This window comes from Microvirga sp. HBU67558 (genome assembly GCF_018069605.1).
In the GTDB taxonomy this organism is placed as follows: domain Bacteria; phylum Pseudomonadota; class Alphaproteobacteria; order Rhizobiales; family Beijerinckiaceae; genus Microvirga; species Microvirga terrae.
In genome coordinates this window covers 71,553-91,790 of the sequence record NZ_JAGPUP010000557.1, presented here as the reverse complement: position 1 = coordinate 91,790, position 20,238 = coordinate 71,553, and the positions used below count along the sequence as shown (strand labels likewise).

Here is a 20,238-nt window from a genome sequence, read left to right as displayed (position 1 = left end):
ACCTCGGCTCTACTGCTGGATGCCCGGATAGGCCCACAGGCCCGAAACGCGCATGAGATCGCGGTAGATCACCATGCGCTCATCCTTCGAGACCTTGGCCGCCTCCTCGAGGGACGGCGCATCGAGAGCGACGACAGGCAGGATCGGCGCGTCGATGCCGTATTGCCGGAAGGCGTCCTCCAGAAGCGTGCGGGCCCGGCGCATGTGGCTGGAACTCGTCACCAGGATCACCGCGTCGGCCGTGTGGCGCTTCAGGAGATTGGCGACGTTGAGCACGTTGCCGACCGTGTCCTTGGACTTGTCCTCGATCAGGATGCGGTCCCGGTCGACGCCCCTTTCCACCAGCCACTTGGTCATGACGTCGCCCTCGGTGACGCCCGCCTGAGGCTGGCCGCCGGTGACCATGATCCGGGCCGTGGGATTCGCGTTCGCGGCCTTCAGGGCCACGTCGAGACGGTCGAGGAGCGGCTTCTCCGCCGTGCCGTCCTTGGCCAGCGCATAGCCGAGGGCCACGATCATCACGCGGCCCGAAATCGTCGGCACGTCCATGTTAGGGCGCTCGGCCATGATGGCCTCCGCGCGGGCGAAGCGCTGGCGGTAGGCGTCCGATCGCGCCCGATCGAGTGCCGCCAGCGCCTGATCCGTCAGGGCGGCCTCGTCGGCCTTGCCCTCGATGCGGGCGAGCGCCGCGAGCCAGGCCTGGGCCTCGAAGGAGGCCGGATCCTTGGCCAGGATGTCCTCATAGGTCGCGCGGGCGCCGGCCAGGTTCTTCTGCAGGATCTGGGACGACGCGACGGCGAATCGGAAATCGAGGCGCTCCGGCGCCAGGGTGGAGGCCTCCGCGAAGGCCTTCTCCACCACGTCGTAGCGGCCGTGCAGGGTGATGCCCTTGAAGACCTCCGCCTCGGCCTTCTTCACGTCCCCGCCCGACCAGTAATATTGCATCCCTGTATCCACGAGCGTCTTGATGCGGCCCGTGTTGCCCGGGTCGAACGCGAGCGCTGCGAACGAGGTGGAGAACGTGAGGAGAGCGGCTGCCGCGAGGGGCGCGATCTTACGCATGGAAGGCTCCTTGATTGTGCCGGGCCATTCAAGCTGGATCCGACGACGATCGGATGTCAAACCGATTTCCATCCACAGCCCGTGCTGAACTTTCGGATGGTCTTGCCGAGGCTGGGTTTAAGCGCGACAATAATCCTTATGAAGAGCATTCTCGTTCCGATCGAAGACCACGGCATCGTCGAGCCGCAGCTGCAGGCGGCCCTGCATCTCGGCCGCCTGTTCGACAGCTATATCGAGGGGATCGCCATCACCCCCGATTACCCGGTCGTCCTGCCGGTGGACATCGCCATCGGCGTGCCCTCCCCGATCACGCCGGAGAACCGCCTGGAAATGGCCCGCGCCTGCCGCGAGCGGTTTGAGGCTTTCATGACGACGCAGCAGATCGCGCGCGCCTCCGCGGGCCTGCCGGGCCTGAGCTCGGGTTGGCGGCAGGACGGCCTGATGGAGGACGCCTTCCTGGGCGCCTATGGCCGCGTGTTCGATCTCGTCGTGGTGGGCCGGCCGGACGGCTCGAACGGCCAGACCCGCCTGTCCACCGTGGAGGCGGCCCTGTTCGAGACGGGCCGCCCCGTTCTCATCGCGCCTCCCAACCCGCCCAAGACCTTCGCAGAGACCGCCGTGATTGCCTGGAACCGGAGCACGGAAACCGCCCGCGCCGTGCTGGGATCGATGCCCCTGCTCAAGAAGGCCCGGCGCATCGTCGTGCTCGAACTCGAGGATTGGGGCGTTCCCGGCCCGTCGGGATCGGAGCTCGCCCGGCATCTGAGGATGCACGATCTGCCCGCGGAAGCCGTCACGGCGGCGGATCCTTCGAACAGGCCCGGCGAGACCATCCTGTCCGAAGCCGGCGCTCTGGGCTGCGACCTGCTCGTGAAGGGCGCCTATACCCAGAGCCGTCTGAGGCAGATGTTCTTCGGCGGCGCCACCAGCCATATCCTGAGCAACACGACGATTCCCGTCCTGATGGCTCACTGACAGGAAATGCCATTCGCCATGTTCAGAGACGTCGCCGTCGTCCTCGACGATCGCTTCCAGCACCTGTTCAAGGGATCGGCGCGTCTGGAGAAGCTCTACGAGGGCTGCCGCTGGGCGGAGGGCCCGGCCTATTTCCCGGCGGGCCGCTATCTGGTCTGGAGCGACATCCCCAACGACCGGATGATGCGCTTCGACGAGACCTCGGGCTCGGTCAGCGTCTTCCGCCATCCGGCAGGCTATTCCAACGGCAACAGTGTGGACCGTCAGGGCCGCCTCGTCACCTGCGAGCACGGCCACCGGCGGGTGACCCGCACGGAGCACGACGGTTCCATCACGGTGCTGGCGAGCCACCATGAAGGCAGGCGCCTCAACTCTCCCAACGACGTAGTGGTGAAATCCGACGGCTCGATCTGGTTCACGGATCCGGCCTACGGCATCGATTCCGACTATGAGGGCCACAAGGCGGACAGCGAGATCGGCGCCTGCCACGTCTACCGGGTCGATCCGCATTCCGGCGACCTGCGTGTCGTGGCCGACGATTTCGTCCGCCCGAACGGGATCGCCTTCTCGCCCGACGAGACGCGCCTCTACGTGGCCGATACGGGCGCGACCCATGTCAAGGACGGCCCGCGCCATATCCGGGTCTTCGACGTCGATGCCGACGGCAATTTGACGAACGGGAAGGTCTTCGCCACCTGTACGGCGGGCCTGTTCGACGGCTTCCGGCTCGACGAGGCCGGGCGGATCTGGACCAGCGCCGGCGACGGGGTCCATTGCTACGACCCCGACGGCACGCTGATCGGCAAGATCCTGGTGCCGGAAGGGGTCGCCAACCTGGTGTTCGGCGGACCGAAACGCAACCGGCTCTACATCTGCGCCACCACGTCGCTCTACGCGATCATGCTGCCGGTGAACGGGGCCCGGACGTTCTAGCTCCGGGTTCGGCGAGATCAGCGGGCGCCCTGAATCTGGGCCTCGACGGCCGCCTTGTCGATCACCGACCAGACCTGCACGATCCTGCCCTCCCGGAACTCGTAGAAGACGTTTTCCGCGAAGGTGACGCGCCTACCATCGACGGGAACGCCGAGAAACTCCCCCTTCGGGGTGCAGTCGAAGCGCAGGCGGCTTGCGATGCGCGGCGAATCCGACACCAGCAGGTCGATGACGAAATGAAGGTCGGGGATGTCGCGGACGTCCCTCTCCAGCATCGCGCGATAGCCGTCGAGCCCGATCCGCCGGCCGTTATAAACGACATCGTCATGGACGAACCGCTCCAGCCCTGGCCAGTCCCGCTCGTTCAGGCAGGCGATGTAGGCCCGGTAAGCATTGGAAAGATCGGATTCGGTCACGGCGATGGCTCCGTGTTCGCGGATATATGAGACGAAGTTTGCCGCCTGGGCGGAATGATTCAAGGGTGGCGGGAGGTTGGCCCCTGTCATCGGTTTGCGCTCGACGCTAGCGCCCGCAACGTCATGGCCGGTCTTGTGCCGGCCATCCCGATCGGATGAGCGGTGTGCCTTACGGGTCGGGATCCCCGGCACAAGGCCGGTGATGACGACCCGGGCGTGGCTCCCGGCTAATCGCTCACGCGGTCGCGCCCCGCGACCGTCATGAGGGTGGCGGTGAGCAGGGCGATCTGCTTTTCCGTCCCGTCTCGGACCGCGAACACGTCGGTCTGGGCCAGGGTGAGCGTCCGGCCCGCCTTGACGACCCGGCCCCGCGCGACGATGCGCTCGCCGATCCCGGGCGCCAGGAGGTTGATCTTGAACTCGGCCGTCAGGACGCCCGCGCCGGGCGGCATCAGGGTCAGGGCCGCATAGCCGGCAGCGGAATCCGCGATGCTCGCGATGGCTCCCGCGTGGACGAAGCCGTGCTGCTGAGACACCGCCCGGGATGCCGGCAAGGCGATCTCCACCAGGCCCGGCGAGACGCTGACCAGGGATGCGCCCAGGGTTTCCATCAGGCCTTGAGCCGCAAAGCTCGCCCGGACGCGTGCCTCGCCGCCTGGATCTTTCGGTGCCGTATCGTTCATGGAGGTCTCCCCGGGGTTCATCCAGAATCGGCGATCAAAAGCCTTGGAATCAAGCCGCTTTTCCCGCATTGATCCGCCCCATGAGGCATACCGGTTCGTCTTCCGCCCCAAAAATCCGCTCGGGCATCCTCGTCGGCATCGGCCTGATGCTGCTGGGCGTGTTCATGTTCGCCATGAACGACGTCATGGGGAAATGGCTCGTCGCCACCTATTCGGTCGGCCAGGTCCTGCTCCTGCGCAGCGTCGCGGCCCTGGCGGTCCTGCTGCCCGTCATGCGCCGGCAGAAGGTTCCCTTCGCCATCCCGCCGAGGCCTGGGCTGCACGCGGTGCGGATCACCCTCTCGACCCTCGAGGTCGCCTGCTTCTACTGGGCCGTCACCTATCTGCCGCTCGCCGACGTGATGACCTATTATCTGGCCGGGCCGATTTATGTGGCGGCCTTCGCGGCGTTCTGGCTCGGCGAGAGGATCGACAAGCCGCGCATCCTCGCCATCGGGGTCGGCTTCGTGGGCGTGCTGATCGCCCTGCGTCCGTCGCCCGCCACGCTGTCGCTGCCGGCCCTCATCGCGCTCGCCGGAAGCCTCTTCTATTCGCTCCTGATGATCACGACCCGCAAGCTGCGCGAGACCGACGACGCGACGCTCGTGTTCGGCCAGATTCTCGGTGCGCTCATCTTCGGCCTTGTCACCGCGCCCCTCGCCTGGGTGACGCCCGGGCCCGTCGAGCTGGCGGGTCTGTTCCTGCTCGGCATCGTGTCCATGGCGGCTCATGTCTGCGTGAACCGTTCGCTCAAGATCGCGCCGGCCTCCGTGGTCGCACCGTACCAATACACCCTCATCGTGTGGGCCATCGTGCTGGGCTACCTGTTCTTCGGCGACGTCGTGGGATTCTGGACCCTGGTCGGCGCCGCCGTCATCTGCGGCGCGGGTCTTGCCCTGATCCTGCTCGAACGCGAGGCCGCGCGGCGCGGCCGCGTGGCGAAGGACATCGAGACGCCGGTGCTGCCGGAGGCGTGATATCCACGCTCGGGCCATCCGTTTCTCAAAGGGATGGTCCGAGAGTCGAACTTGACATGCTGCACTGCGAAGCCGTCAATGAACCTATAAAACACGGGGAGTTCGATGCGCCTGAAGCTTACACTTGCCGCCGCTGCGGCTGGCATTCTCTTTGCATCCGCGGCCTTCGCCCAGGACATCAAGATCGCCCTCATCGCGGGCAAGACCGGGCCGCTCGAGGCCTATGCCAAGCAGACCGAAGCCGGCTTCATGATGGGTCTCGAATATCTCACGAAAGGCACGATGGCGGTGAACGGCCGCAAGATCAGCGTCATCGTGAAGGACGACCAGCTCAAGGCCGATCTCGCCAAGACCCTGCTCGAACAGGCCTACAACGACGACAACGTCGACCTCGCGGTCGGCACCACGTCGTCGGCCGCGGCGCTCGCGATGCTGCCGGTGGCCGAGGAGAACGGCAAGGTGCTGATCGTGGAGCCAGCCGTGGCCGATGCGATCACGGGTGAGAAGTGGAACCGCTTCATCTTCCGCACCGCGCGCAACTCGACCCAGGATGCTTACGGGGCCGCGGCCGCCGTCCCGGCGAGCGGCGACGTCTCGATCGCGACGCTCGCGCAGGATTACGCCTTCGGCAAAGACGGGGTCGCGGCGCTCAAGAACGCGCTCGCACAGATCCGGCCGAACGCCAAGGTGGTGTTCGAGGAATATGCGCCGCAGAACGCAACGGACTTCACGGCCTCCGCCCAGCGCATCTTCGACGCGCTCAAGGACAAGCCCGGCAAGAAGATCATCAACATCATCTGGGCCGGCCAGCATCCCTTGCCCAAGATCGCCGACCTGAAGCCCGAGCGCTTCGGCATCGAGATCGCGCCCGGCGGCAATATCCTGCCGGCCATGCAGATCTACAAGAACTATCCCGGCATGGAAGGCGCCGTGTACTATTATTATGCCTTCCCGAAGAACGCCATGAACGACTGGCTCGTGACGGAGCACCAGAAGCGCTTCAACGCGCCGCCGGACTTCTTCACCGCGGGCGGCTTCGCGGCCGCGTCCGCGGCCGTCACGGCGATCCAGAAGGCGGGCGGCACCGATCCGGAAAAGCTGATCGCCGCCATGGAGGGCATGACCTTCGAGACGCCCAAGGGACCGATGACCTTCCGCAAGGAGGACCATCAGGCCCTGCAGGACATGTACCATTTCAAGGTCAAGGCCGACGGCAAGGACGCGAACGACCTGCTCGACCTCGTCGGCGTCATCCCGGCCGACAAGATGCCGATCCCGGTTCGCAACAAGCGCTGAGCCGACGTGATACCATCCACGACAGCGACGCCCGCGCTCGAAACGCGCGGGCTGACCGTTCGCTTCGGCGGCCATGTAGCGGTCAACGACGTGTCGTGCCGGTTCACGCCGGGCACGCTCACGGCGATCGTCGGCCCCAACGGCGCCGGCAAGACGACCTACTTCAACCTGATCTCCGGGCAGCTCCGCGCCACGTCCGGACAGGTCGTCGTCGCGGGCGAGGACATCACGCGGCTGCCCGCCTCGGCGCGCACGCGGCGCGGCCTGGGTCGCGCGTTTCAGCTCACCAACCTGTTTCCGCAGCTCACGGCGCTCGAGAATGTCCGCCTCGCGGTGCAGAGCCGGGCGGACGCGGGCTGGTCGATGTTCAGGGTGTGGAACGCGCGCCGCGATCTCATCGAGAAGGCGGAGAGCATTCTGGAACGGGTGCGGCTCGCAGACAGGCGGCACGTGGCCCCGAAGGCCCTGTCGCATGGCGACCAGCGCAAGCTCGAGGTGGCGCTCCTGATCGCCATGGAGCCGAAGGTCTTCATGTTCGACGAGCCGACCGCCGGCATGAGCGTCGACGAGGTGCCGACCGTGCTCGAACTCATCCACGACATCAAGGAGCGCGGCGACGCCACGGTGCTTCTCGTGGAGCACAAGATGGATGTGGTGCGCTCGCTCTCCGATCGGATCATCGTGCTGCACAACGGAACGCTCGTGGCCGACGGCGAGCCCGCCGCGGTCATCGCCTCGCCGGTGGTGCAGGAGGCCTATCTCGGCGTGGAGGCCGCCCGTGGCTGAGCCCCTTCTCCAGCTCGCCGACGTGCACACGCATATCGGCCCCTACCACATCCTGCACGGTGTCGACTTCGTCGTCCCGGCCGGCGGGTTGACCATGCTGCTCGGCCGCAACGGCGCGGGCAAGACCACGACGCTGCGCACCATAATGGGCCTGTGGCAGGCCTCGTCGGGCAGCATCCGCTTCGACGGCCGCGACATCACGAAAGCCGCCACGCCGGATATCGCGCGCTCGGGCATCGCCTACGTGCCCGAGGCCATGGGCATCTTCACGGATCTGACCGTGCGCGAGAACATTGTGCTCGCGGCCCGCAACGGGCCGGTCGACAGGAGCAGGCTCGACTGGATCCTCGGCCTCTTCCCCGCCCTCAAGCGCTTCTGGAACCTGCCGGCCGGCAACCTCTCCGGGGGCCAGAAGCAGATGCTCGCCATCGCGCGCGCCATCGCGGAGCCGCGCCGCCTGCTCCTCATCGACGAGCCGACGAAAGGTCTCGCGCCCGTGATGGTGCGCTCCATGATCGAAGCCTTCAAGGCGCTGAAAGCGTCCGGCGAGACGATCCTGCTGGTGGAGCAGAACTTCTATGCCGCCTCGGCGCTCGGTGACAATGTGGTCGTGATGGACGACGGGCGCATCGTGCATGCCGGCGCCATGAGCGACCTCGTCGCGGACGCGGACCTGCAGCAGCGCCTGCTCGGCCTTTCCCTGGATGCGCACCAATGAGCGACATGACCGCCGACACCGCCGTCGAGCTGCCGCGCGCCCGGACAGACTGGCTCCCGCTTCTTCTCGTTCCCGCCCTCGCTCTCCTGGCGCTGCCCTTCGTCGGCAGCCCCTCGACCTGGGTGACGCTCACCGTGGCGGGGCTCGCCATGGGCATGATGATCTTCCTCATGGCCTCGGGCCTCACCCTCGTGTTCGGCCTGATGGACATCATCAATTTCGGACACGGCGTGTTCATCTCGCTCGGCGCCTACGCGACGCTCCTCGTGCTCGGGCCGCTCGCCGGCTGGGCGACGGCGGATTCCGTCGGGCTCAATCTCGCGCTCCTTCTGCTCTGCATCCTCGTCGCCATGGCGGTGACGGGCGTGGTCGGGGCGGTGTTCGAGCGCGTCATCGTGCGTCCCGTCTATGGCAGCCACCTGAAGCAGATCCTCGTCACCATGGGCGGGCTGATCGTCGCCGAGCAGCTGATCCATGCCATCTGGGGCGCCTCGCCGATCCCGATCCCGCTGCCGCAATCCCTGCGCGGCGCCTTCGTGTTCGGCGACATCGTCATGGAGCGCTACCGCGTCGTGGCGGTCGCCATCGGGCTCCTGGTCTTCATCGCGATGCAGCTCCTGCTCAACCGCACCCGCCTCGGCCTGCTGATCCGGGCCGGCGTCGAGAACCCCGAGATGGTCGAGGCGCTCGGCTACCGGATCCGCCGCCTCTTCGTCAGCGTCTTCGTCGCCGGGTCGGCGCTGGCAGGCCTCGGCGGCGTCATGTGGGCCTTTTACCGCCAGACCCTCACCGCCGGCATGGGCATGGAGGTGATGGTGCTGGTCTTCATCGTCATCATCATCGGCGGACTCGGTTCCGTGGGCGGCTGCTTCGTCGGCTCGATCCTGGTCGCCCTGGTAGCCAATTACGTCGGCTTCATCGAGCCCAAGCTCGCCCTGATCTCCAACATCCTCGTCATGGCCCTGGTGCTGATCTGGCGTCCGCAGGGCCTGTTTCCGGTGGCCCGCCGATGAGCACGTCTCCCGCCTCCGCCCTCGCGCTTCCCTTCGACGAGACCCGCCCGCGCGGCGGCTTCCTGAACGCGATCCTATCCTCGGACCTGCCGCGCTCCAAGGTGCTGAGCGCGATCCTGCTGGCGATCCTGCTGCTCCTCGCCGCGACCCCGTTCCTGTTCTCCGGCAGCCAGCCGCTGGGCACCGCCGCGAAGATCTGCGTGTTCGTCGTGCTGGTCGCGAGCTACGACCTTCTCCTCGGCTATTCCGGCATCGTGTCCTTCGCCCACACCATGTTCTTCGGCATCGGCGGCTACGGCATCGCGATCGCGCTCGAGCGCCTGGCCCCGACCTGGGGATCGGCTGCCATCGGCCTGGTCGCGGCGCTCGCGCTGTCCGCGACGCTCGCCGTCGCGATCGGCCTCCTGTCGCTGAGGGTGCGCGCCATCTTCTTCTCGATGATCACCCTGGCGGTGGCCTCGGCGGCGGCCGTGCTGGCGTCGCAACTGTCGGATGTGACCGGCGGCGAGGACGGCTTGTCGTTCCAGCTGCCCGCGGCCCTGCGCCCCGCCTTCCGGCTCCTGTCGGAGCCCCTCTTCGGCACCGCCGTCAACGGGCGGCTCCTCGCCTATTACCTCGTCTTCTTCGTCTCGCTCGCCGTGTTCCTCGTCCTCCTGCGCATCGTGAACTCGCCCTTCGGACGGGTGCTGCAGGCGATCCGTGAGAACGAGTTCCGGGCCGAGGCCCTGGGGTACCGGGTCGTCGCCTACCGCACGGCCGCCTCGGTGATCTCGGCCCTCGCGGCGACGATCGCCGGCGCGCTGATGGCCCTGTGGCTGCGTTATAACGGACCCGACACCACCCTGTCGTTCTCGATCATGATCGACATCCTGCTCATGGTGGTGATCGGCGGCATGGGCACCCTCTACGGGGCAGTGATCGGCGCCGCCCTGTTCGTCCTGGCGCAGAGCTACCTGCAGGTGCTGATGGCCGCCGGCAGCTCCGCCCTGGCGGGTCTTCCGCTCCTGCCGAGCCTCGTCCATCCGGATCGCTGGCTCCTGTGGCTCGGGGCCCTGTTCGTGATCAGCGTCTACGCGTTCCCGGGCGGCATCGTCGGACGGCTGCGGCAAGCCGGGCAATAAAGGTTAGATCCGGAAACCTTCGCGAGCCCCGAACCGTTTTCTCCCAAAGAGCGGAGGAGACGTAATGAGCCGCGCCTTTGTTCGTGAAACCGAGGGTGGAGAAGCCTTCGAGGACCTTCCGGACCGGATGATCAGCCCGCATCATCTGGTGACGCCCTCGGGGCTGGCCCAGATGGATTCGGAAATCGAGTCCCTGCACAAGCGCCTTGCCCAGGCCCAGTTGGCCGACGACAAGGCCGAAGTGGCCCGTCTCAACCGCGACCTGCGCTATTGGTCGGCGCGGCGCGCCTCCTCCGAGGTGGTGCCGCCTCCGACCGACACGGCTCATGTGCGCTTCGGCGCCCGCGTCACCTTCGAACGGGAGGACGGACGGCGCCAGACCTACCGGATCGTCGGCGAGGACGAGGCCGACCCGGCCAAGGGCAGCCTGTCCTACGTGTCACCGCTGGCGCAGGCGCTCATGGGCAAGGAGATCGGCGACGTGGTGCCCATCGGGCAGACCACGGCGGAAATCGTCGAGATCGAGCTGTAGTCTTCCTGTCACCACCGGCCTTGTGCCGGTGATCCCGCTTGTCTGAAGCGCGCGCCATTCCGATCGGGATGGCCGGCACAAGGCCGGCCATGACCGGGTAAGGCTACGCCTCCTCCTCGATGAATCCCAGATCCGCCACCTGCTATCGCTTGCTCGGAACGATCGCCGTCGCTTCGACCTCGAGCCGGGCGGCCTTTTCCACGAGCCGCACGACCTGAACCAGAGCCATGGCCGGATAATGCGCGCCGAACACATCCCGGTAGGCGCGGCCCAGCTCGCGGAGATTGACGAGATACTCGTCGATATCGACCACGTACCAGGTCAGGCGCACGAGGTGCCGGGGCTCGGCCCCTCCCTCGGCCAGGATGGCACGGATGTTCTCGAAGATCTGGCGAGCCTGGGCGACGAAACCGTCGGCGAAGGTCTCGCTCTCGTCCCAGCCCACGATGCCGCCCGTCACCACGACTCGGCCCTCGGCCGCCATGCCGTTGGCGTAGCCCTTGGGTGTGCGCCAGTGCTTCGGGTTGAGAACCTCCGGCCCATCATCGATGCCCAGCATGGGAGCGCCTTCCAGTGCGGCTGTCATTGTGGTTTCCCCCCTTGACGATTGGCGACGGAACCGAGCTCACCGGAGCGTTGGCTCTCCAGCATCTTCAGAAGCTCTCGTGCGATCACGACTTTCTGAACCTCGGTGGCGCCCTCGTAGATGCGCAATGCGCGGATTTCGCGGTAAAGCTCCTCGACCTTGACGCCCTTGGTGACGCCAAGGCCGCCGAAGATCTGAACCGCCTTGTCGATGACGCTCTGCGCCGCTTCCGTCGCGTACATCTTGGCCATCGCCGCCTCGCGCGTGACCCGGGACGCACCCTGATCCTTGGTCCAGGCCGCCCGATAGACGAGAAGCGCCGCGCCGTCCACGCCGGTCGCCATGTCGGCCAGTGCGCCCTGGGTCATCTGCAGATCACCGAGCGGCGCACCGAAGAGTTTGCGCGAGGCGGCGTGCTGCAGTGCCTCGGCGAGCGCGCGGCGGGCGAGCCCAAGCGCGGCGGCTCCGACCGTGGAGCGGAACACGTCGAGGGTCGCCATGGCGACCTTGAAGCCTTCGCCGGGACCGCCGATCCGGTTTGCCACCGGAACCCGGCAGCCTTCGAAGCGCAGGGTCGCGAGAGGATGCGGCGCGATCACGTCGATGCGGTTCTCGATGCTCAACCCGGGCGTCTGCGCATCGACCACGTAGGCGGACAGGCCCTTTGCGCCGGGCGCTTCGCCCGAGCGCGCGAAGACCACGTAATGATCCGCGATCCCCCCGTTCGAGATCCAGGTCTTCACTCCGTCGATCCGCACGTGGTCCGATCCATCCGGTGTCGCCGTGGTGCTCATGGCCGCCACGTCCGACCCCGCCTCGGGCTCCGAGAGCGCGAAGGCCGCGATGGCCTCGCCCCGCGCGACCGGCGGCAGGTAACGGTCCTTGAGCGCATCCGAACCGAACAAGGTGATCGGCCCCGTGCCGAGGCCCTGCATGGCGAAGGCGAAATCCGCCAGGCCCTCGTGCGCGGCCAGCGTTTCCCGCGCAAGGCACAGGGTGCGTACGTCGAAGGACGGGAAGAGGCCGCCATGAGCCTGCGGCACCACCGCCCTCAGCCATCCGCCTTCGCCGAGGCGCCGCACGAGGCGGCGGCAGGAGGCATCCACGTCGTGGTGATCGACGAGAGGTCGGACCTCCCGGGCCGCCCAGGCGTTAAGCCCGGCGGCGAATTCCCGGTGCCGGCCCTCGAAGAACGGCCAGGAGAGAAAGCTCGCATCGATCACGTCAATCTCCCTTGAAGACCGGTTTCTCTTTCGCCGCGAAAGCGCGGTAGGCGCGGGCGAAATCCTCCGTCGTCATGCACAGGGCCTGCGCGACGGCCTCCGCCTCGATGGCCTCCTCCACCGACATGGCCCATTCCATGGCGAGCATGCGCTTGGTCATGGTGGTGGCATAGGTCGGTCCGGTGCCGATCGCGCCCGCGAGGATGCCTGCTTCCGTGGGAAGATCGGCGGCCGCGACGAGGCGGCTGAAGAAGCCCCAGCGCTCGCCCTCCTCGGCGCTCATGAACCGTCCCGTGTAGAGGAGTTCGGACGCGCGGCCCTGGCCGATGATGCGCGGGAGAATCGCGCAGGCGCCCATGTCGCAGCCGGCGAGTCCGACCTTGTTGAACAGGAACGCCACCTTGGCGCCGGGCGCCGCGAGGCGGATGTCGGACGCCATGGCGATGATGGCGCCGGCTCCCGCGCAGATACCCTCGACCGCCGCCACGATCGGCTGCGGCGCGGCGCGCATGGCCTTGACCAGTTCGCCCGTCATGCGCGTGAAGGCGGTGAGGCCCTTGGTGTCCATCTCGACGAGCGGACCGATGATCTCGAACACGTCGCCGCCGGACGAGAAATTGCCGCCGGCTCCGCTGATGACCACGGCCTTGACGTCCTCGTCCTTGGCGCAGGCGTGGAAGAAATCGGTCAGCTCGCGGTAGCTCTCGAAGGTGAGCGGATTTTTTCGGTCCGGACGGTTCAGGGTGACGTTCGCCACAGGACCGTCGACGGTCAGGAGGAAATGACGCGGCTCGTAGGACGCGAGCGGCAGGGTGACGGAATTGGCAAACCGGGTCACTGATCGTCTCCCATGATGGCACGCCGGGCGGACAGCTTGGTCTTCGCGAGAAGCCGCATGAGATCCGTACGATCCTTGGCGTTGAGATCGCCGAAAAGGTCGGCGATCCAATGTTCATGCTCGCCCGCCATGGTCCGGAACTCGGCGCGGCCTTCGTCGGTCAGACTGATCACCATGGCGCGCCGGTCCGTCGGCGATACGGTCCGGACCACATGGCCCGACGCCACGAGCCGATCGACGAGGCCCGTGAGGTTGCCGTTCGACACCATCATGCGCTTCGAGAGATCGGACAGCATCATGCCGTCCGGAGCCTTGTCGAGCTGCGCCATCAGGTCGAAGCGGGGGAGCGTGACGTCGAAGCGCTCGCGCAGGCGGCGGCGCACCTCGCCCTCGATCAGGGTTGAGCAGGTGAGAAGCCGCAGCCACAGGCGCAGCTCCTCCCGGTGATCCTCGGGCTGCTCGACGGCCTTGGTCTCGGCGTCGAGAGGAATGGCCTGGTCGTCCATCGTCACAGTTCTCCCCCGGCCACCACGATCGCCTGTCCGGTCACGGAGCGCGCGCTCTCGCCGCACAGCCAGACGACCGCATCGGCGATCTCCGCGGGATCGATCAGTCGACCCTGCGGATTGTGCTTCACGAATTCGGCGAGCGCCTCGTCGCGGGTCCTGTTGGTTTTCGCCATGATCCGGTCGAGGCTCTCGGCCACCAGATCGGTGTCGGTAAATCCCGGGCAGACCGCATTGACGGTGACGCCGGTCTTCGCGGTCTCGAGCGCAAGCGCACGCACGAAGCCGATGACCGCGTGCTTGGCGGCGCAATAGGCGCTCACATAGGGATAGCCCTTGAGGCCCGCGGTGGACGCCACCGCGACGATGCGCCCGAAGCCGCGCTCCGTCATAGAGCCGAGGACAGCCTGCGCCATGGTGGTGACGCCGAGCAGGTTCACGTCAAGCATCCGCCGGAACATGTCGGGGTCCGATTTCAGGAACGGCGCGGACGCGGCCGAACCCGCATTGGCAATCATGAGATCGACCGGACCATGACGGTCGACCGCGGCCTGCACGGCGCGCTGAACCGCCTGCAGATCCGTCACGTCGGCCACGGTCGCCGCATGAGCGTCGCCCAGCGCGGCCGCCTGTTCGAGCGACGCGGCAGACCTTCCGACGACGGTGACCGTCGCACCGGCCTTCACGAGCGATGCCGCGATGGCGCGGCCGATCCCGCGGCCGCCACCGGTCACCAGGGCATGCCGCCCCTTGAGAGGAGTCATGATCATCTCACTCCGCCGCGAGAGGCTTCTCGCCGGCCTCCATCTTCAGCTCCGCCCGGGTCTTGGGCTTCGCTTTCACCTTGAGCTCTTCCAGATCCTGACGGTCGCGAACGGAGTTGCGGAAGATCTGGTCCTTGCCGGCGAGATATTGCGGTGGGCAATGGATGTCCTTGGCGCCGTACCAGGCCGCGGCCTTCATGGTGAAGAACGGATCGACGAGATGCGGCCGGCCGAGAGCGACGAGATCCGCGCGGCCGGCGGCCAGGATCGTGTTCACCTGATCGGCCGCCGTGATGTTGCCGACGCACATGGTGGCGACCCGTGCCTCGTTGCGCACCTGATCGGAGAACGGCGTCTGGAACATGCGCCCGTAGATCGGCCGCGCCTGGCGGACGGTCTGTCCCGTCGAGACGTCGACGAGATCAACGCCGTGCTCCGCGAAGGCACGGGCGATCCCGACCGCATCGTCGCCCGTGATGCCGCCCTCGGCCCAGTCGGTCGCCGAGATGCGCACCGACATGGGCTTGTGCGCGGGCCAGACCTCGCGCATGGCGTCGAACACCTCGAGCGGAAACCGCAGCCGGTTCTCGAGAGAGCCGCCATAATCGTCCGTGCGCCGGTTCGTGAGCGGCGACAGGAAGCTCGCCAGCAGGTAGCCGTGGGCGCAGTGCAGCTCGAGCATGTCGAACCCGGCCCGTTCGCCGCGCCTTGCGGCCTCGACGAACTGCGACGTGATGAGGTCCATGTCGGCGCGGGTTGCCTCACGCGGCACCTTGCTGTCCTCGAAATAGGGAATCGGAGACGCCGAGCAGATGTCCCAGGCGCCCTCCTCAAGCGGCCGGTCGATGCCCTCCCACATGAGCTTGGTGGCACCCTTGCGGCCGGAATGGCCGAGCTGGAGGCAGAACTTCGCACCGGAATTGGCGTGAATGAAATCGACGATCCGCTTCCAGGCGGCCTCCTGCTCGTCGTTCCACAAGCCGGTGCATCCGAGCGTGATGCGCGCCTCCGGGGACACGCAGGTCATTTCCGTGAAGACCAGTCCCGCGCCGCCGGTGGCGCGCGCGCCGTAATGCACGAGGTGGAAATCCCCCGGCACGCCGTCCTTGGCCGAATACATATCCATCGGCGAGACCACGACCCGGTTCGGAACGATCATCTCGCGCAGGCGGAAGGGCTGGAACATGGGGGTGTTCGGCCTCTCCACCGAGACCTCGAAGCCCTGCTGCCGCACCTGCTTGGCGAAGGTCCGGTCGACCGCCGCCACGAAGTCGGGTGCGCGCAGGCGCAGGTTGTCGTAGGTGATCGCCTTGGCGCGGGTCATCACCCCGAACGCGAACTGCACCGGGTCGAAATCCCAGAAGCGCGCCACGTGCTCGAACCAGACCAGGGACACGTCGGCCGCGTGCTGCGTCTTCTCGACCTCCTCGCGACGCCCGGTCTCGTAGAGGGACAGCGCACCCTCGACGCCGGGCTCGCGGCGGAAGGCCTCGTAGAGCGCGATCGCATCCTCCATGGCGAGCTTCGTGCCCGACCCGATCGAGAAATGCGCCGACGCCTTGGCATCGCCGAGCAGCACCTTGTTGCCCATCACCCAGCGCTTGCTGCGGATCATCGGGAAGTTGCGCCAGATCGACCGGTTGGTGAGAATGCGGTGCCCGCCCAGGAACCAGCCGAAGATCTTCTCCATGAGCGCGGCCGACTCGGCCTCGCTCCTGTCCTTCAGCCCGGCCCGCTCGAAAGTCTCCGGATCGGTCTCGAACACCCAGGTCGAGCGATTCGCCTCATATTGGTAAGCATGGGCGATGAACGGCCCCCACTCCGTTTCCTGGAAGATGAACGTGAAGGCGTCGAGCGGCTTCGTCGAGCCCATCCAGGTGAACTTGTTGGGCCGCAGGTCCACCTCCGGCTGGAAGTGGCCCGCATAGCGCTCGCGGAAGCGGCTGTTGATGCCGTCCGCCACGACCACGAGGTCCGCGTCGGCGAACAGGCTCTCGTCGTCCACGTCGGCCTCGTAGCGCAGGTCCACGCCGAGCTCCTCCGCGCGATCCTGCAGGATCAGGAGCAGCGTGCGGCGCGAGCAGCCGCAGAAGCCGTTGCCGCCGATCCGGTGCACGGTGCCGCGGAAATGGATGGCGATGTCGTCCCAATAGGCGAATTCCCGCACGATCCGCCGGTAGCTGGGTAGGTCGTACTTCTCGAAATTGTCCAGGGTCGCGTCGGAGAACACGACTCCGAAGCCGAACGTCTCGTCGGCGCGGTTGCGCTCATACACCGTGATGTCGGAATCCGGCCGAAGCTTCTTCAGCAGGATCGCGAAATAGAGCCCCGCCGGGCCACCGCCGATGATCGCCGTCTTCATGAGAATCCTACCCAACGATTGCGCTTATTGTTTTAAGCTTAAAATAATTGCGGATCAACCTGCCGCCGCCGATCCTCCGCCGGATCCTGCAAGCGGGACAGTCAGGCGCTCATCGCCGCCTGGTGTTTGTCGGCCTCCTGGGCGATCTGGCGCAGGGCGAAGCGCTGCAGCTTGCCGGTCTGGGTGCGCGGGAGGGCGTCCACGAACTCGATGAGTCGCGGGTACTTGTAGGGCGCGATCTCGGCCTTCACGTGATCCTGGAGCACCTTCGTCAGATCGGGCCCGGGCGTCTGGCCGGGGCGCAGAACCACATAGGCCTTGACCACAGTGCCGCGCCCGTCGTCGGGCGCTCCCACCACGCCGCATTCCGCCACGGCCGGATGGGTGAGGAGCGCGGCCTCGACCTCCGGGCCGGCGATGTTGTAGCCGGCCGAGATGATCATGTCGTCGGAGCGGGCCTGGTACCAGAAGTACCCATCCTCATCCATGAGGTAGGTGTCACCGGTGACGTTCCAGCCGTCCAGCACGTATTTGCCCTGCCGATCGTCGGCGAGATAGCGGCACCCGGTCGGCCCGCGCACCGCCAGACGGCCGATGCTGCCGGGCGGCAGGTCGCGCCCTTCTTCGTCGATCACCTTCGCCTCGTAGCCCGGGACCGGCTTGCCGGTCGCGCCGGGGCGGATCTCGTCCTCGGTGGCGGCGATGAAGATGTGCAGCATTTCCGTCGCGCCGATCCCGTCCATGAGCCGGATGTTCGTGGCGGCCTTCCAAGCCTCGAACGTGCCCTTCGGCAGCGGCTCGCCGGCCGAGACGCATTTGCGCAGGGACGAGATGTCGTAGCCCTCGAGCTTCGACAGCATGGCGCGATACGCGGTCGGCGCCGTGAAGCAGATGGTCGCCCGGTACTGCATGATGGCGGGCAGAAGATCGTCGGGACCCGCCTTCTCCAGCAGCACGGTGGAGGCGCCGACCCGCATGGGGAACAGCACGATCCCGCCGAGCCCGAAGGTGAAGGCAAGCGGCGGTGAGCCGATGAAGCGGTCGCTCGCCTCCGGCCGCAGAACGTTCCCAGCATAGCCGTCGCAGATCGCCAGCATGTCCCGGTGGAAATGCATGGTGCCCTTGGGCTCGCCCGTCGTGCCGGAGGTGAACCCGATCAGGCAGACGTCGTCCGCCGCCGTATCGACCGCTTCGAATTCCGGCGACACCTCCGCCATCAGGGCTTCGAGACTGTCGGATTGTCCCGAGCCCCAGTACACCACGTGCTGCAGATCCGGGGCCAGCGTCCGGGCTCGCTCCATCTCGTCCGCCAGCCGATGGTCGCAGAATGCGATGGTGATCTTCGCCTTTTTCAGCGGATAAGCGATTTCCTTGGCGCGCAGGAGCGGCATGGTGGCCACCACGATGCCGCCGGCCTTCAGGACCGCCATATAGGCGGCCACCATCATCGGATTGTTGGCGGACCGCAGCAGGACGCGGTTGCCGGCCACGAAGCCGAGCCGGTGGACCAGGACGTTGCAGATGCGGTTCACTCGCTCCTGCAGTGCCCGGTAGGTCAGGGTCTCGGTCGGGCAGATCAGACAGGGTTCGTCCCCCCGGCCCTCCTCGACCCACCGATCGAGAAACGCGACGGCGCAGTTCAGGCGCTCGGGATATTGGAGCTCCGGCCGGGAGAACCGGAATTCCGGCCACTGGTCCCGAGGCGGAAGATTGTCCCTCGCGAAGGTATCCACATGCGCCGTGTCGGCCATCGTCCGCTCCTCTGTCTTATTGTGAGCCGGGAGGACGCGGCGCGTTCAGCTTGGCCAGGCCCAGGCGGCACGCCGGGGGATCGCGCTGCATGGCGAACCCCGTGTCGCTGCCCGTCCGCGGCCAATCACGCGCTCGTCATTCCGCCTGCCTTCGTGTGCGAAATAATCCGCTTGAAGAACCGGAGAAATATTTTAATCTTAAAACAATCCTTGGCAATCCCAAAGATTGGGCAAAGACTGGGGATGCCGGGGGAAGAGCTCCGACAAAGGGAGTGTTCGGCAGAAACGATTTGCGGCAGAGTAGCGCCGCCTTGTCCGTCGAGACGCCTCGCGTCCCGCCGGAAACAATCACGCAGCACAGCAAATGTGCGCAGGGAACAGCCACTCGGGAGACAATGATGAACGTGACGATCAAAACCCTTGGCCTCGCAGCCGCCGTCGGATTGGCGGCGGTGCCGGCCATGGCGCAGGAGAAGCTGAAGGTCGGCCTGCTGCTGACCCTGTCCGGCCCTTCGGCCGTGCTCGGCCAGCACGCCCGCGACGGCTTCCAGCTCGCGGTGAAGGACCTCGGCGGCAAGCTCGGCGGTCGCGATGTCGAGGTGATCGTCGTCGACGACGAATTGAAGCCCGACGTGGCGGTGACCAAGGTGAAGGGCCTTCTGGAGCGCGACAAGGTCGATTTCGTGGTCGGACCGATCTTCTCCAACGTGGCGGTCGCGACGCAGAAGCCCATCGTCGACGCCAAGACCTTCTACATTAGCGTGAATGCCGGCCCCTCGAACCTCGCCGGCAAGAGCTGCAGCCCGTACTTCTTCGCCACGTCGTACCAGAACGACCAGAACCACGAGGTTCTCGGCAAGGTCGCACAGGACCGCGGCTACAAGAAGGTCTACCTGCTCGCGCCGAACTACCAAGCCGGCAAGGACGCGCTCGCCGGGTTCAAGCGCCACTACAAGGGCGAGATCGTCGAGGAATCCTACACCCCGCTGAACACCCTCGACTTCCAGTCAGAGCTTGCCAAGATCGCCTCCATGCAGCCGGACGCGATCTTCACCTTCATGCCGGGCGGCATGGGCGTGAACCTGGTCAAGCAGTACCGTGCGGCTGGTCTTGCCGACCGCATCCCGTTCCTCTCCGCCTTCACCGTGGACGAGACCAACCTGCCGGCGCAGCAGGATGCCGCCATCGGCATGCTGAGCGGCTCGAACTGGGCTCCGAACATGGACACCCCGGAGAACAAGAAGTTCGTCGCAGCCTTCGAGGCCGCCTACAACACGGTGCCGGCCTCCTACGCCATGCATTCCTACGACGCGGCCCTGCTGATCGACTCCGCCCTCAAGGCGACCGGCGGCAAGACCGACGACAAGGAGGCGCTGCGCGCCGCCATCAAGAAGGCGGAGTTCAAGTCCCTGCGCGGTGACTTCAAGTTCGGCGCGAACGGCTTCCCGATCCAGGACTTCTATCTCGTCAAGGCCGCGAAGCGTTCCGACGGCAAGCTGGAGACGGAGATCGTCGAGAAGGTGTTCGACGACTACACCGACGCCTATGCCAAGGAATGTGCCGCCACGAACTGACACGCATCGCAACAGCGAGCGGTCCGTCCTCGCGGAGCGGATCGCTCGTTGGTCTTTGACGCAAACTATCCCGGTGCTTCCGC

Annotated in this window: 20 protein-coding genes; 10 read left to right on the top strand and 10 right to left on the bottom strand. The window is 66.6% G+C overall.

Annotated elements, in window-relative coordinates; genetic code table 11:
• Positions 1-9 precede the first annotated feature (9 nt).
• Complete coding sequence (locus KBI52_RS27490; RefSeq protein ID WP_173949541.1) at positions 10-1,062, bottom strand: YdcF family protein; 1,053 nt, start codon at positions 1,060-1,062, stop codon at positions 10-12.
• A 138-nt stretch (positions 1,063-1,200) separates the two neighbouring features.
• Between KBI52_RS27490 and KBI52_RS27485 the strand changes: the two genes are divergently transcribed.
• Both KBI52_RS27485 and KBI52_RS27480 read left to right on the top strand, forming a co-directional pair.
• Entirely contained in the window at positions 1,201-2,037 is an 837-nt protein-coding gene (locus tag KBI52_RS27485) for a universal stress protein (RefSeq protein ID WP_210812365.1), read from the top strand.
• A gap of 18 nt (positions 2,038-2,055) precedes the next feature.
• Positions 2,056-2,970, top strand: coding sequence for an SMP-30/gluconolactonase/LRE family protein (locus KBI52_RS27480; protein WP_210812364.1), 915 nt, complete (start codon positions 2,056-2,058; stop codon positions 2,968-2,970).
• A gap of 17 nt (positions 2,971-2,987) precedes the next feature.
• Here the strand turns inward: KBI52_RS27480 and KBI52_RS27475 are convergent, their stop codons facing one another.
• Positions 2,988-3,386, bottom strand: coding sequence for an ester cyclase (locus KBI52_RS27475; protein ID WP_173949544.1), 399 nt, complete (start codon positions 3,384-3,386; stop codon positions 2,988-2,990).
• A gap of 227 nt (positions 3,387-3,613) precedes the next feature.
• Positions 3,614-4,069, bottom strand: a complete 456-nt coding sequence (locus KBI52_RS27470; protein ID WP_173949545.1) for a PaaI family thioesterase — start codon at positions 4,067-4,069, stop codon at positions 3,614-3,616.
• 80 nt (positions 4,070-4,149) lie between these two features.
• Between KBI52_RS27470 and KBI52_RS27465 the strand changes: the two genes are divergently transcribed.
• From KBI52_RS27465 to greA, 7 genes are all read left to right on the top strand, one after another.
• Complete coding sequence (locus KBI52_RS27465; protein WP_173949546.1) at positions 4,150-5,085, top strand: DMT family transporter; 936 nt, start codon at positions 4,150-4,152, stop codon at positions 5,083-5,085.
• A 105-nt stretch (positions 5,086-5,190) separates the two neighbouring features.
• A complete protein-coding gene (locus tag KBI52_RS27460) occupies positions 5,191-6,381 on the top strand; it encodes a substrate-binding domain-containing protein (protein WP_173949547.1) in 1,191 nt (396 codons plus the stop codon).
• A 6-nt stretch (positions 6,382-6,387) separates the two neighbouring features.
• The gene (locus tag KBI52_RS27455; protein WP_210812363.1) at positions 6,388-7,167 is read left to right on the top strand and encodes an ABC transporter ATP-binding protein; all 780 of its coding nucleotides are present in this window, start codon (positions 6,388-6,390) and stop codon (positions 7,165-7,167) included.
• Positions 7,160-7,885 carry an ABC transporter ATP-binding protein gene (locus tag KBI52_RS27450; RefSeq protein ID WP_210812362.1) on the top strand — a complete coding sequence of 242 codons (726 nt, stop codon included), beginning with the start codon at positions 7,160-7,162 and terminating at the stop codon, positions 7,883-7,885. The genes KBI52_RS27455 and KBI52_RS27450 overlap by 8 nt, the downstream gene beginning before the upstream one ends.
• Positions 7,882-8,898, top strand: coding sequence for a branched-chain amino acid ABC transporter permease (locus KBI52_RS27445; protein ID WP_173949550.1), 1,017 nt, complete (start codon positions 7,882-7,884; stop codon positions 8,896-8,898). The genes KBI52_RS27450 and KBI52_RS27445 overlap by 4 nt, the downstream gene beginning before the upstream one ends.
• Positions 8,895-10,019, top strand: coding sequence for a branched-chain amino acid ABC transporter permease (locus tag KBI52_RS27440; RefSeq protein WP_247654683.1), 1,125 nt, complete (start codon positions 8,895-8,897; stop codon positions 10,017-10,019). The genes KBI52_RS27445 and KBI52_RS27440 overlap by 4 nt, the downstream gene beginning before the upstream one ends.
• 64 nt (positions 10,020-10,083) lie before the next feature.
• A complete protein-coding gene (greA, locus tag KBI52_RS27435) occupies positions 10,084-10,551 on the top strand; it encodes a transcription elongation factor GreA (RefSeq protein ID WP_210812361.1) in 468 nt (155 codons plus the stop codon).
• A 142-nt stretch (positions 10,552-10,693) separates the two neighbouring features.
• On the opposite strand, the gene KBI52_RS27430 is transcribed toward greA, so the two are convergent.
• The 7 genes from KBI52_RS27430 to KBI52_RS27400 all read right to left on the bottom strand — a co-directional run bounded on the left by KBI52_RS27430 (position 10,694) and on the right by KBI52_RS27400 (position 18,581).
• The gene (locus KBI52_RS27430) at positions 10,694-11,137 is read right to left on the bottom strand and encodes a RidA family protein (protein ID WP_173949552.1); all 444 of its coding nucleotides are present in this window, start codon (positions 11,135-11,137) and stop codon (positions 10,694-10,696) included.
• Positions 11,134-12,360 (bottom strand): acyl-CoA dehydrogenase family protein, encoded by a 1,227-nt coding sequence (locus tag KBI52_RS27425; protein ID WP_173949553.1) that lies wholly within the window; start codon positions 12,358-12,360, stop codon positions 11,134-11,136. Before KBI52_RS27425 ends, KBI52_RS27430 begins: the two co-directional genes overlap by 4 nt.
• 1 nt (position 12,361) lies before the next feature.
• Positions 12,362-13,198 carry an enoyl-CoA hydratase family protein gene (locus tag KBI52_RS27420; protein WP_210812360.1) on the bottom strand — a complete coding sequence of 279 codons (837 nt, stop codon included), beginning with the start codon at positions 13,196-13,198 and terminating at the stop codon, positions 12,362-12,364.
• Positions 13,195-13,704 (bottom strand): MarR family winged helix-turn-helix transcriptional regulator, encoded by a 510-nt coding sequence (locus tag KBI52_RS27415; protein ID WP_173949555.1) that lies wholly within the window; start codon positions 13,702-13,704, stop codon positions 13,195-13,197. Before KBI52_RS27415 ends, KBI52_RS27420 begins: the two co-directional genes overlap by 4 nt.
• A gap of 2 nt (positions 13,705-13,706) precedes the next feature.
• Entirely contained in the window at positions 13,707-14,474 is a 768-nt protein-coding gene (locus KBI52_RS27410; RefSeq protein ID WP_210812359.1) for an SDR family oxidoreductase, read from the bottom strand.
• 1 nt (position 14,475) lies between these two features.
• The gene (locus KBI52_RS27405) at positions 14,476-16,830 is read right to left on the bottom strand and encodes a bifunctional salicylyl-CoA 5-hydroxylase/oxidoreductase (RefSeq protein ID WP_210812358.1); all 2,355 of its coding nucleotides are present in this window, start codon (positions 16,828-16,830) and stop codon (positions 14,476-14,478) included.
• Between the two features lie 101 nt (positions 16,831-16,931).
• Positions 16,932-18,581 carry a benzoate-CoA ligase family protein gene (locus KBI52_RS27400; protein WP_210812357.1) on the bottom strand — a complete coding sequence of 550 codons (1,650 nt, stop codon included), beginning with the start codon at positions 18,579-18,581 and terminating at the stop codon, positions 16,932-16,934.
• A 398-nt stretch (positions 18,582-18,979) separates the two neighbouring features.
• Between KBI52_RS27400 and KBI52_RS27395 the strand changes: the two genes are divergently transcribed.
• Entirely contained in the window at positions 18,980-20,155 is a 1,176-nt protein-coding gene (locus tag KBI52_RS27395) for an ABC transporter substrate-binding protein (RefSeq protein ID WP_173949559.1), read from the top strand.
• Positions 20,156-20,238: the final 83 nt, after the last annotated feature.